Origin of the sequence: Micromonospora sp. MH99 (assembly GCF_021442385.1) — a bacterium.
Classification (GTDB): domain Bacteria; phylum Actinomycetota; class Actinomycetes; order Mycobacteriales; family Micromonosporaceae; genus Micromonospora.
Map to the genome: position 1 here is coordinate 14,593 of NZ_MUZA01000029.1, position 12,510 is coordinate 27,102.

At 73.1% G+C, this 12,510-nt stretch carries 10 protein-coding genes; 5 read left to right on the forward strand and 5 right to left on the reverse strand.

Features of this window, described 5'->3' with window-relative positions; genetic code table 11:
* Positions 1-18 precede the first annotated feature (18 nt).
* Together B0E54_RS17000 and B0E54_RS17005 are read right to left on the reverse strand one after the other, a co-directional pair.
* Positions 19-1,698 (reverse strand): CocE/NonD family hydrolase, encoded by a 1,680-nt coding sequence (locus tag B0E54_RS17000; RefSeq protein ID WP_374109280.1) that lies wholly within the window; start codon positions 1,696-1,698, stop codon positions 19-21.
* A 2-nt stretch (positions 1,699-1,700) separates the two neighbouring features.
* Positions 1,701-2,216, reverse strand: a complete 516-nt coding sequence (locus B0E54_RS17005) for a MarR family winged helix-turn-helix transcriptional regulator (protein WP_234584518.1) — start codon at positions 2,214-2,216, stop codon at positions 1,701-1,703.
* Positions 2,217-2,353: 137 nt separating this feature from the next.
* Between B0E54_RS17005 and B0E54_RS17010 the strand changes: the two genes are divergently transcribed.
* Positions 2,354-4,480 (forward strand): efflux RND transporter permease subunit, encoded by a 2,127-nt coding sequence (locus B0E54_RS17010; RefSeq protein WP_234584519.1) that lies wholly within the window; start codon positions 2,354-2,356, stop codon positions 4,478-4,480.
* Positions 4,481-4,528: 48 nt separating this feature from the next.
* Here the strand turns inward: B0E54_RS17010 and B0E54_RS17015 are convergent, their stop codons facing one another.
* Together B0E54_RS17015 and B0E54_RS17020 are read right to left on the reverse strand one after the other, a co-directional pair.
* The gene (locus B0E54_RS17015) at positions 4,529-5,413 is read right to left on the reverse strand and encodes a lytic transglycosylase domain-containing protein (protein WP_234584520.1); all 885 of its coding nucleotides are present in this window, start codon (positions 5,411-5,413) and stop codon (positions 4,529-4,531) included.
* 33 nt (positions 5,414-5,446) lie between these two features.
* Positions 5,447-6,862, reverse strand: a complete 1,416-nt coding sequence (locus B0E54_RS17020; protein WP_234584521.1) for a DedA family protein — start codon at positions 6,860-6,862, stop codon at positions 5,447-5,449.
* Positions 6,863-6,995: 133 nt separating this feature from the next.
* Here B0E54_RS17020 and typA point away from each other — a divergent pair, with 133 nt between their 5' ends.
* From typA to B0E54_RS17035, 3 genes are all read left to right on the forward strand, one after another.
* Positions 6,996-8,864 carry a translational GTPase TypA gene (gene typA, locus B0E54_RS17025; RefSeq protein WP_234584522.1) on the forward strand — a complete coding sequence of 623 codons (1,869 nt, stop codon included), beginning with the start codon at positions 6,996-6,998 and terminating at the stop codon, positions 8,862-8,864.
* A 114-nt stretch (positions 8,865-8,978) separates the two neighbouring features.
* On the forward strand, positions 8,979-9,830 hold the full coding sequence (locus B0E54_RS17030) for a serine hydrolase (protein ID WP_234584523.1): 852 nt from the start codon (positions 8,979-8,981) through the stop codon (positions 9,828-9,830).
* Between the two features lie 54 nt (positions 9,831-9,884).
* Positions 9,885-10,616 (forward strand): lysoplasmalogenase, encoded by a 732-nt coding sequence (locus tag B0E54_RS17035; RefSeq protein ID WP_234584524.1) that lies wholly within the window; start codon positions 9,885-9,887, stop codon positions 10,614-10,616.
* On the opposite strand, the gene B0E54_RS17040 is transcribed toward B0E54_RS17035, so the two are convergent.
* Complete coding sequence (locus B0E54_RS17040; RefSeq protein WP_234584525.1) at positions 10,547-11,344, reverse strand: tyrosine-protein phosphatase; 798 nt, start codon at positions 11,342-11,344, stop codon at positions 10,547-10,549. The genes B0E54_RS17035 and B0E54_RS17040 overlap by 70 nt on opposite strands.
* Positions 11,345-11,387: 43 nt before the next feature.
* Here B0E54_RS17040 and B0E54_RS17045 point away from each other — a divergent pair, with 43 nt between their 5' ends.
* Positions 11,388-12,485: a mandelate racemase/muconate lactonizing enzyme family protein gene (locus B0E54_RS17045; protein ID WP_234584526.1), complete on the forward strand. Its 1,098-nt coding sequence runs from the start codon at positions 11,388-11,390 to the stop codon at positions 12,483-12,485.
* The last annotated feature ends 25 nt before the right edge of the window (positions 12,486-12,510 follow it).

Consider the following 12,510-nt stretch of genomic DNA (forward strand, 5'->3'; position numbering starts at 1 on the left):
AGAGGGGGTCTGTTCGTTTCAGATGCTGCGCGGAGCAGTGTGGACGATCGGGAGCCACAGCGCCGAGGGGTGCGCCGGATCATGCAGGACCTGCCGCCAGCCGGCACGCAGCGTCACGGCCGTGCCGAGGGGTTCGCCGCTGCCCGGGTTGCGCGCCCAGCGCGGGTGGGCGCCGCCGGCGACCTGAACGCGTAGTCGGTGCCCGGCCGCGAACCGGTACGCGGTCGGCCAGAGCGGTACCGACACCCGCAGCGCCCCGGACCCGTCGGCGGCGAACCGTCCGGGCGCGACCCGGACCAGTCCGTCGCACACGTTGACCGAGCGCCCGCGCCGGTCCACATCGCACAGTCGGACGTAGACGTCCAGGTACGCGAGCTCGCTACGGACGTGGATCTCCGCGCGTACGGCGCCGATCACCTCGACCGCTTCGGTGAGCGGAGCACTGGTGTACGTCAGGACGTCGGGTCGGGCCTCGACGTGCCGGTTGTCCACCGGACCGGCCCGCTTGGCGACCAACAGGGGGCCGCCGAGCGACGGGGTGGGGTCGGCCGGGTCGTACCGGAACTCGTCCGGCGCCGAGGGGCTCGGCGGGCGGGTCGCCAGCTCGCCGCCGGGGTGCAGGTGCCACGGGGTGTCGGTGGCCGGTGGTGGCCAGTCCGGCAGGTCCCGCCAGCCGCCGTCGGCACCGCCCACGTGCAACCGGACCGGGGCCCCGCCGGACCCCTCGGTGGGCCACCGCCCGTCGGCGGCGGACCCGGCCAGGTGCTCGTCCAGCCAGATCAGCCCCTCGCGCAGCGCGGCGACGAAGAGGCCGGGGCTGCCGTGCGTCCACGGGCCGATCACCAGCCGCGGCCGGGCGCCCGCGGCGCGCAGGGTGGCGTGGTCGTCGAGCTGGGCGGGCAGGAAGATGTCGTGCCAGCCGGTGACCATGACCACGGGTGCGCGCACCCGGGCCACCCGGTCGGCGAAGACCCGGTTCTTCCAGTACGCGGCGTCGGGATCGTGGTGGCGCAGCCACTCCTGGAAGAAGGGAATCGTGACGCCGGTGGCGACCCGGTCCGCTCCGGCCAGCGGCAGGTGGTCCAGCGCGGCCGCCAGGCGGGGCTGCCCGCGCTTGAGTTCCCACTGCCTGGCCAGCCTCGGCACGGTCTGGGCGTGCAGCAGCTCGGCCCAGGTGAGCACGGTGTCCAGGGCGAACGACTCCCCCGCGTACGTCGAGTCCCGGGTGGACGACGCGGTCACCACCGCGACCATCGCACGCAGGTCCTCGCCGGCGTCGGCGGCCAGCGCCCACTGGGCGAAGCCCTGGTAACTGACGCCGAACATACCGAGCGCCCCGGACCACCAGGGCTGGCGGCGCAGCCAGTTGAGGGTGTCCACCCCGTCGTCGCGCTCGTGCACCAGCGGGGCGAACGTGCCACCGGAGCCGCCGGTGCCCCGGCACGACTGGATCACCGCGTGTCGACCGCGCGCGGCGAGCAACCGGCCGAGCAGCCGCAACGGCCCGCCCCGCCCGTACGGGGTGCGGATCAGCACGGTCGGCGCGGACCGGTCCCCCGGGGCGTAGTGGTCGGTCCGCAGCACGACGCCGTCACGTGCCCGGACCGGGATGTCGCGGGTGACCCGCACCGGGACGGGACGCACGGCGGGCAGCCGCAGCGCGGCGGCGGCGAGACGGGCGACGAGCCGGCCCGGCACGCTCAGGCCGTCGTCCGGCGGGACGGTTCGGGCCGGGTGGCGCGGACGGCGTCGCGGTGCCCCCGCAGCGCCTCCCCCATCTCCGCCAGGAACCGGTGCACCACCTCCAGCTCGTCCTCGCTGAAGCGGTCCATCACCGTGTCGGTGCGGGCGCCCAGCGGCCGGAAGAACTCCATGGCCAGCGCGGCGCCCTGGTCGGCGTAGTGCAGCAGCACCTTGCGCCGGTCGACGGTGTCCCGGTCCCGGCGGATGTGCCCGGCCCGTTCCAGCCGGTCGATCAGGGCGGTGACCGAGCCGGACGACAGGTTGAGCTGCTCGCCGAGGCGGCCAGGGGTGATCGGGTCACCGAACATCTCGGCGTCCATGACCGCGATCAGCGCGTTCAGGTCGGTCGGGTTGAGCCCGTGCAGGTTGGCGAAGGCGTGGCCGACCTGCTGGGCGTCCACCGAGTACCGCCGGAGGTTGTTGGTGATCTCCGCGACCAGCTGGTCGCGGCGCGTGTCGCGCCGCCGGTACATGCCGTGAGTCGCCACCTCGCGCCGTTTCCCCCCGTCGTCGGTCCCGGGTTGCCGGTCCCCGGGTTGCAGCATAGAACAACCGCCGATAATCTCGTTTATCAAGATACTCGACTCTCGAAGGATTTTAGGGGTTCCCGATGTCTTTCTTCACCAGGGTCGCGCGCGGGCGGCTGGCCGCCTGGCTCACCGTGGCCGCCGCGCTCGTCGTCGGCGCGGTCGTCTTCGGGATACCCCGACCGGACAACCCGGCACCGGTCTCGTCCACCGGCCTGTCGGTGCAGTGGGAGTCGACCCAGGTGCAGCGCCTGCAGGACCAGCTGCCCTCCAGCGACGTCCAGCCGGCCATCGTGGTCGTCAGCCGCAGCGACGGCGGGGCGCTGAGCGAGGCCGACCGGGCCACCCTCGCCGCCCGCTCCGGCGACCTGGGTCGCTTCGCGGTCGGTGGTCAGGTCAGCCCCGCGCAGGTCTCCCCGGACGGCACCGTCGCGCTCGTCGCCGTGCCGCTGGACACCGCCGGGGGTCAGGAGAAGGTCACCGAGACCGTCACCCAGCTGCGCGACACGCTCGGGGACCTGCCCGACGGGCTGGCCGTCGAGGTCACCGGCTCCCCCGCCTTCACCGCCGACCTGTCGTCGGTCTTCGAGGGCGCCGACGTCACCCTGCTCGCGGTGACCGCCGCAGTTGTCGCGTTGCTGCTGCTGATCACGTACCGCAGTCCGTTCCTGTGGATCGTGCCGCTGGTCGTCGTCGCGGCCACCGAACAGCTCACCCTGCGCGCGGTGGACACGATCGTGCCGGCCGTCGGCATCAACCTCCAGCAGGGCCAGGTCACCGGCATCGCCAGCGTGCTGGTCTTCGGCGCCGCCACCGACTACGCGCTGCTGCTCATCGCCCGCTACCGGGAGGAGCTGCGGCGCGAGGAGAACCGCTTCGCGGCGATGCGCGCCGCGCTGCGGCGTACCGCCGAGCCCATCCTGGCCAGCGGCGGCACCGTGGTGCTCGGTGTGCTCACCCTGCTGCTCAGCGAGCAGGAGACGAACCGGGCGCTGGCCGTGGCCTGCGCCACAGGTGTGGTCTTCGCCATGCTCTCGGCCCTGTTCGTGCTCCCCGCCGTGCTGGTGCTCTTCGGTCGCGGCCTGTTCTGGCCGTTCGTACCCCGGGTCGGCGGCCCGGTGCGCGAGGGCCGGCTCTGGGGTCGGCTCGGCGGCGCCGTGCAACGCCGTCCGGTGGTCGTCGCGGTGTTGGCCACCATGCTGCTCGGCGGTCTGGCCCTCGGTGGGCTGGGGATCCGCACCGGCCTGTCCGAGACCGAGCAGTTCCGGGCCGAGCCCGAGGCGGTGACCGGCGCGCAGACCCTGGCGCGGGCGTTCCCCGCCGGCAGCACCCAACCGGTGGCCGTGCTCACCACCCCGGCGGCGGTGCGGTCGGTCACCGACGCCGCCACCGCCGTCCCCGGCGTCGCCTCGGCGCGTCCCGGCGACGCCGGCGAGGCCGTCGCCCAGGTCGACGTGGTGCTGGAGGCCGAGCCCGGCACGACCGCCTCGGACCGCACGATCGAGGCGCTGCGCGACGCGGTAGCCGCCGTTCCCGACTCCGCTCCCCCAGCCGCCGCAGGCGCCGACGCGCCCGACGGGGCGATCGTCGGCGGTTCGGTGGCCGCCACGTACGACTCCGAGCAGGCCAACGACCGTGACCTGCGGCTGATCCTGCCGATCATCCTGCTGCTCGTCGGCGCGGTGCTCGTGCTGCTGCTGCGGGGTCTGCTGGCGCCGGTGCTGCTGGTGCTCACCGTGATCGCGTCATTCTTTGCCAGCCTCGGGGCGGCGTGGCTGCTCTTCGACCACGTGCTCGGCTTCCCGGCGCTCGACAGCGGCGTGCTGCTGCTGGCCTTCGTGTTCCTGGTCGCCCTCGGCGTGGACTACAACATCTTCCTGGTCACCCGCGCCCGGGAGGACGCCCGCAGCGCGGGCACCCGCGACGGGATGCTGTCCGCGTTGCGGGTCACCGGAGGTGTGATCACCAGCGCCGGTGTGCTGCTCGCCGCGGTGTTCGCCGTGCTCGGCGTGCTGCCGCTGATCACGCTCACGCAGATCGGCATCATCGTCTGCATCGGCGTCCTGCTGGACACCCTGCTGGTCCGTACGGTGCTGGTGCCGGCGCTGGCGTTCCTGCTCGGGGACCGCTTCTGGTGGCCGGGCCGCGTCGACGCCGACCCGGGCGTCGACGCCCCGGCGACGCGGGAGCCGGTGGCCGCCGGCGACTGACGCGCACGGAAAAGGGGCGGGGTCCACCCCCGCCCCTTTTCGTGGTGCTCAGTAGCCCAGGCAGACGCACTCGGTCATCAACGCCCGCACGTTGCGCACGTACGACGGGTTGGGGATGGCGAGGGGCTTGCCCTCCTGCGCCACCGCTCCGTGCCCGAAGTTGTACGCGGAGATGACGGCGTTGAGCAGGCAGGAGTCGAGTTCGGCGGTGCACAGGTCCGCGTCGAGGCGGAAGTCGGACTCGAAGTACATGTCGCCGATGTACTTGGTCAGCCAGGCCAGGTAGTTGGCCCCCAGGTACGCGTTGTCCCGGTAGTCGGCGATGGCGTAGCTCTGCTCGAACCGCTGGTTCATCCAGGTGGCGGTGGCCGGCATCACCTGCATCAGCCCGACGCCGCCGTCGCAGGCGTAGATGTTGGACTGCCAGCCGCTCTCCTGCCAGGCGGTCGCCTTGACCAGGTTGAGCGGGATCTTGAGCTCCGGGGCCGAGCTGGGCCAGTAGGTGCGGTTGGCGGCGTCGGTGAGCGCCGCCTTCACGTCGGCGCGGCTCGCCTGGGTGCCCTTGTAGCTGGGCTTGCAGGACGAGGGGGCGGGCTTTGGTGGCGCCGGCGGAACCTGCGTCTCGGTGGGCGGCTTGGCGACCGCGCGCGGCTTCGGGGCCGCCGTCGTGCGGGTCGGCTTCTTCGCGGGCGTCGGGGAGGCCGAGGCGCTGCGGCTCGGGGCGGCGCCCATCGCCGCCACGGCGCTCGGCGAGGGGCTCGGTTCCTCGACCGGCTCGTCGACCGGCTCGTCGGTCGGCGCCTCGGTGACCGAGACCGGAGCTGCGGCCTGGTCCTGGGGGCGTTGCCCCTTGCCCGCGCAACCGACCGCCCCGCCCGCGAGCAGCAGGCCGGCGAGCACGAGTGCGCCCAGCCGACCGGTTCGTTGACGCATGGTGGTCCTCCCCCGTCAGACAGTCGCCGCAGATTAGCAAGGTTCGACGGGCCGGCGGTGCCCCTTCGACGGTCGGGCGTGACCTACCGGCCGCTCCCGGTCTCCCACCGCCCGGTCCCTGGTGGCCCAGGCGACCAGGAACACCACAGTCCACAGCACACCCAGCAGCACCGCCGCCGCCGTACCGCTCGCCGTCTCCAGACCGAGGTAGAGACGTGCCGCCGCCACCCCCAGCACGCCCGCGGCGGCGGCCGTCCACGCGGCCACCGCCACCGGCCACCGCGCGCTGCGCGACACCAGCCACGCGAGGGTGCACAGGCTCGCCGCGACAACGGCGTTCTGGGTCGAGAACGGAACGGCCTCGTGCCCACCCGGACCGCCACCGGGCGTCGAGGTCAACTCGGCCACCACGGCCAGCACCACCAGTGGCACGAACGCGCCAACGGTGCCGACCACACTGAGCAGATCCGTGCGCCATGGCCGGTTCCGCCACGCCAGCACCGCCGCCACCACTGCCACCAGAACGATCAGCACCCACCCGCGTACCAGCGACACCACGACAAGTGTGGCGTCGGCGGCATCCGGGGTACGGCGGGCGGTGAACCAGGCCCCGATGGCCCCGTCGAGCGCGGCCAGCCCGCTGTTGCGCACCACGACGGCGAGCAGGCCGGCGATGGCCAGCCCGGCGGCGAAGAGCAGCAGCAGCCCGGCGGCCAGGTTGAGCAGCAGCGTCCAGGCCGGCCCGATCCGCATGGCCACCAGGAAGAACAGCACGCCGTAGCGGGCGCTGAGCCAGCGCACCGGCGGCAGCGCGGCGGCCCGGGACAGCAGCGCGCGTACCGGGTCGGGGTTGCGGCCGAGCCACCGCCCGGCGAGGACCACCCCCAGCAGCCCCGCCAGCAACGCCAGTGCCGCGCCGGTGGCACGGCCGAGCAGTCGCGAGACCGTGTCGTACGACTCACCGGCGAGGTGGCCGAGCAGCACCGAGCCGCCGACCCAGGTGACGATGCCGGCCAGGTTCCACGGCGCGAACCGCCGGTACGACATGCCGGCGGATCCGGCCAGCCGGGGCACCAGGGTGCGGGCGAAGGCCACCCAGCGCGCCGCGAACACGCCCCTGCCGCCCAGGCGGGCGAGCATCGCGTCGGCGCGGCGCCACCGCTCGGGCCCGACCCGGTGGCCCAGCCCGGCACGCAGCTTCGGGCCGAAGCGCCGCCCGGCGCGGAACGCCAGCGCGTCACCCACGAACGCCGAGACGATCATCGCGAGCAGCGCCGGTCCGAGCCGCAAGGTACCGTTGTAGGTGAGGAAGCCGACGAGCAGCAGGGTAGCCTCACCCGGCACCAGCAGGCCGAAGATCACCGCGGTCTCGCCCGCCACGATCAGCGCGGCGACCAGGTAGATCCACAGGGTGGGCAGACCCTGCACCCAGGTCAGCAGGTCGTGCACTCAGGCCCCCGGGACACGGGAGCCAGCATGCCAGCCGGTGCAACGACCGGCACAGCAGTTTCACCATAGATCAGGGGCACCTGGGGGTGACCCCGACGCAGCCTGCGCGAGCGCAGGCGGAAGGATAGAGGGTATGCAGCTTCGCACCGACCTCCGCAACGTCGCCATCATCGCTCACGTCGACCACGGCAAGACCACCCTGGTCGACGCCATGTTGCGGCAGGCCGGCGCCTACGGTGCCCGTGGCGAGAACACCGAACGGGTGATGGACTCGGGTGACCTGGAGCGGGAGAAGGGCATCACGATCCTGGCCAAGAACACCGGCGTGCGCTACCTGCCGGCGGACGGCTCCGACCCGGTCACCATCAACATCATCGACACCCCCGGCCACGCCGACTTCGGTGGCGAGGTCGAGCGCGGCCTGACCATGGTCGACGGTGTGGTCCTGCTGGTCGACGCCAGCGAGGGCCCGCTTCCGCAGACCCGCTTCGTGCTGCGCAAGGCGCTGCGCGCCCGGATGCCGATCATCCTCGTGATCAACAAGGTGGACCGTCCCGACGCCCGGATCAAGGAGGTCGTGGACGACACCTACGAGCTCTTCCTCGACCTGGACGCCGACGAGGAGCAGATCGACTTCCCGATCGTGTACGCCTGCGCCCGGGACGGCATCGCCTCGCTGACCCAGCCCGCCGACGGCTCGGTCCCCGACGACAGCACCTCCCTGGAGCCGCTGTTCCGCACCCTGCTGGACACCATCCCGGCCCCCGCGTACGAGGATGGCGCTCCGCTTCAGGCGCACGTCACCAACCTCGACGCCTCGCCGTTCCTCGGCCGGCTGGCGCTGTGCCGGGTGCGCCAGGGCACGATCAGCAAGGGCCAGACGGTGGCCTGGTGCCGCACCGACGGCAGCACCCAGCGGGTCCGCATCTCCGAGATGCTGATGACCGAGGGCCTGGAGCGCAAGCCGGCCGAGACGGCCGGTCCGGGCGACATCATCGCGGTCGCCGGCATCTCCGACATCATGATCGGTGAGACCCTCGCCGACGCGGAGAACCCGGTAGCTCTGCCGCTGATCACCGTCGACGAGCCGGCCATCTCGATGACGATCGGCACCAACACGTCCCCGCTGGTGGGCCGGGTCAAGGGCTCCAAGGTCACCGCGCGCATGGTCAAGGACCGGCTCGACAAGGAGCTGATCGGCAACGTGTCGCTGCGGGTTCTGCCCACCGAGCGGCCGGACGCCTGGGAGGTGCAGGGCCGTGGTGAGCTGGCGCTGGCCATCCTGGTCGAGCAGATGCGCCGGGAGAGCTACGAGCTGACCGTCGGCAAGCCGCAGGTCGTCACCAAGGAGATCGACGGCAAGACCTGCGAGCCGGTCGAGCGGTTGACCATCGACGCCCCGGAGGAGTACCTGGGCGCGATCACCCAGCTCCTCGCGACCCGCAAGGGCCGGATGGAGCAGCTGGTCAACCACGGCACCGGCTGGATCCGGATGGAGTGGCTGGTCCCGGCGCGCGGCCTGATCGGCTTCCGCACCGAGTTCCTCACCGACACCCGGGGCACCGGCATCCTGCACCACGTCTTCGAGTCGTACGAGCCGTGGTTCGGTGAGCTGCGTACCCGTAACAACGGCTCGCTGGTCGCCGACCGGGCCGGCGCGGTCACCGCCTTCGCGATGATCAACCTGCAGGAGCGCGGTCAGCTGTTCGTCGACCCCACCACCGAGGTGTACGAGGGCATGATCGTCGGGGAGAACTCGCGCTCCGACGACATGGACGTCAACATCACCAAGGAGAAGAAGCTCACCAACATGCGGGCCTCGACCTCCGACGAGACCGAGAAGCTGATCCCGCCGCGCAAGCTCTCGCTGGAGCAGGCGCTGGAGTTCTGCCGCGAGGACGAGTGCGTCGAGGTCACCCCGACCGCTGTGCGCATCCGCAAGGTGGTGCTCGACCAGCAGCAGCGCGGTCGGGCCGCCGCCCGCCGCAAGCACGCCGGCTGACCTTCACCAGCACCCGGCACCGGGCGCGTCGGCCGCTTGCGGCCGACGCGCCCGTCCGCTTTCCGGCGGGGGTACGCGGGCCCGCCCGCCCCGTGATCGGCTACGGTCACCGGCATGACCTGGGATGATCTCGACGCCCATCTGGACCGGGTGCCGGGCACGGTCTCGGCGTACGTCTGTCGACTCGACGCACCCCCGACGTGGACCCGCCACGCCGACGCCGGCCACTACGCCGCCAGCACCATGAAGGTGGGGGTGCTGGCCGCGCTGCACCGCGCCGCCGAGGCCGGCACGCTGGAGTTGGACGCCGACGTCCCGGTGGTCAACGAGTTCGACTCGGCCCAGCCCGGCGCTCCCCGCTTCTCCTGCGCCCGGCACTACGACAACGACGACGCCGTGTGGGACCGGCTCGGCGGCACCGCGCCCCTGCGCTGGCTCGCCGAACGGATGATCGTACGGTCCAGCAACCTGGCGACCAACCTGGTCATCGGGCACGTCGGGTTGCCCGCGGTGGCCGAGGTGTGGTCGCTGGCCGGCGCCCGCAACAGCGTCACCGGCCGGGGCATCGAGGACTTCGCCGCCCGCGAGGCCGGCATCACCAACACCGTCACCGCCGCCGACCTGGCCGCCCTGCTGGGCGCGCTGGCCAGCGGCGCCACGACTCCCGGCCGCCTCGCCTCGCCGGCCGGCTGCGCGACCATGCTCGACGTGCTGCTCGCCCAGGAGCACCGCGAGGACCTGGCCGCCGGCCTGCCCGAGGGCACCCGCGTCGCGCTCAAGAACGGCTGGGTACGCGGCGTGCGCCACAGCGTCGGCGTGGTGCTGCCCGACGACGCACCGCCGTACGTCATCGCGGTGTGCACCACCACCGACCTGGCCGACAGCGACGAGGGCGTCGAGGACGACGCCTGCCGCCTGATCGCGCACGTCTCGGCGCAGGCCTGGGCGGCCCGCCACCGGCTCTGAGGCCGGCACCCGCCGATCCGGCTAGGCTGCTGCCACCCCACCCCGGAGCCGCTGATGCCTCGCAGCCGTACCCTGCTCGTCGTCTTTTCCGTCGTGACGGTGGCGAACCTGCTGGCCAACGCCGTCGACAGTGCAGTGGCCGAGCTGCTCACCAAGCCGCTGCTGATGCCGCTGCTGGCCGCGTACCTCTGGCGGGCGGCCACCGAACGCGGCGCCCGGCCGGACTATCTGGTGCTCGCCGCGTTGGCCTGCTCCACGGCCGGAGACGTGGCGCTGCTGGCCTCCGGCACCGGCTGGTTCATCGCCGGCATGGTCTGCTTCCTCGCCGCCCACGTCTGCTACCTCGTGGCCTTCACCCGGCACGGCGCCGCGACGCGGCTGCGCCGTCCGCCGCTGGTCGCGGCGCCTCTGCTGTACGCGGCGCTGACCGTCGCCGCGCTGGCCTGGATGTGGGCGGGGCTGACCGAGGCCGGGCTGGCCGTGCCGGTGGCCGGCTACGCCGTCGCGCTGGCGGCGATGGCCACCACCGCCGTGACCCAGGGCTGGCGGGTCGGTGTGGGCGCCGCGCTGTTCCTCGGCTCCGATCTGCTGATCGCCTCCGGGGTGGCCGACGTGGCCCAGCCGCCCGGCGCGTCGGTGCTCGTGATGGCGACGTACGCGGCCGGCCAGGCGTTGATCGTCATCGGGCGGGTCGCACGCGCCGACCGCCGTGGCGGTCACTCCAGCAGTTGCGCCCGCAGCGCCGTGAGGACCTCGTCGGTCAGCCCCAGCCCGTCGCGCAGGTAGCCGTCGAACGAGCCGTGCACCCGGCGCACCTCCTGGTAGCCGGCGTCGAGGTACGCGGCGCGGACCTCCAGCACCGGCAGCACCGCGTCGACGTCCAGGCCGGGCTGCCGGCGTCGCATCGCCTCGATGATCACCGCCCGGAGGCTGTCGGTCAGCTCGTTGTTGCGCAGGTACTCGGCGCGGATCGTGGCCTCGTCCACACCGAGCGCGGTCAGCAGGACGACGGTGAGCCACCCGGTGCGGTCCTTGCCCGCGGAGCAGTGGTAGAGCAGCGGAAGGTTCTCCGGCCGGGCGGCCAGCCGCACCGCCGCGCCGAAGTTGACCCGGGCCGACTCGCCGGTGACGAACCATCGGTAGATCTCGGCCATCGCCCCCGCCGTGCCCTGCCGGGCCAGCTCCGCGTACGCGTCGAGGTCGTGGCCGAGCAGCACCGCCGAGACGTACGTGAAGACCGGGTGCTCCGGATCGTGCACCGGCAGGTGCACGACCCGCGGCTCGCCGGCCAGCCGGTCGGGCGGGGCGACATCGATCTCCGCCGAGGCGCGCAGGTCGAGCACGCAGGCCGGCCCCAGCTTCGCGAGCACCGGCAGATCCTCGTCGGTGAGCCGACCCAGCGCCGGGGTGCGGAGCAGCCGTCCGGCCCGCACCCTGCGGCCGTCGGCGCCGAGCAGCCCGCCCAGGTCACGGGCGTTCGGTGCGCCCACCAGCTCCCAGTCCCGTTCGACCATCCGGTCTCTCCTCCCGTCGCGTGTCTGCGTATAGGGTGCCCCAATGACGATCTCGGCGGTACGCACCCACCGGGTTTCTGCCCCCTTACACACCCCGTTCGTCACCGCGCTGCGCCGTACCACCACAGTGGAAACCCTGGTCGTCGAGCTGATCGACGCCGACGGTCGGTCCGGCTTCGGCGAGGCGCCGCAGGTGTGGCAGGTGACCGGCGCGTCGGTCGGCGGCGCGCAGGCGTGCGTACGCGAACTGCTCGGCCCGCTGCTCACCGGGCGGGACCCGGACGACCTGGTGGCCCGCTGCGCCGAGGTGCAGCGCGCCGTGGTCGGCAACGAGGCGGCGAAGGCCGCGATGGACGTGGCCCTGCACGACCTGGCCGCGCAGCGGTTGGGCGTACCCCTGGTGCGGTTGCTCGGCGGCACGGCCCTGCGGGTTCCGACGGACGTCACCCTCGCGGCGGGCGACGCGGTGGACCTGGCGACGGCCGCGCGGCAGCGGCAGGCCGACGGCTTCGGCGTGCTGAAGCTGAAGGTCGGCACGGACGCGGCCGGCGACCTGGACCGGGTACGGGCGGTCCGCGCGGCGGTCGGCGCCGGGGTCCGGATCCGACTCGACGCCAATCAGGGCTGGACGCCCCGCGAGGCGGTCCGGGTGATCCGTGGCATCGAGGACGCCGGGCTGGACGTGGAGCTGGTCGAGCAGCCGGTGGCCCGGTGGGACCTGGACGGGCTGGCGTGGGTCAGCGACCGGGTGTCCGTGCCGATCCTGGCCGACGAGGCGGTCTTCGGGGTCCGCGACCTGGTCGAGGTGATCCGTCGCCGGGCCGCCGACCTGGTCAACGTCAAGCTGGCCAAGTGCGGCGGGCTGCAGCCGGCGCGCACCCTGCTGGAGCTGGCCGCCGCGCACGGGCTCGGCACTGTGGTCGGGTCGATGATGGAGAGTCAGGTCGGTATCGGCGCGGCGGCGAGCCTGGTCGCCGCGTACGGCACCACTGCCGTCGCCGACCTGGACGCCGCCTGGTGGCTGGCCTGGTCGCCGGTGCAGGGGGGCATCCGCTACGAGGGACCGACAGTGGTGCTGCCGAATGCGCCTGGCCTGGGCATCTCCGGTCTGACTGAAGTAAAGGTGCAGACCCGCGGTTGATGACCGTTGGTTTCTTTCATAGGGT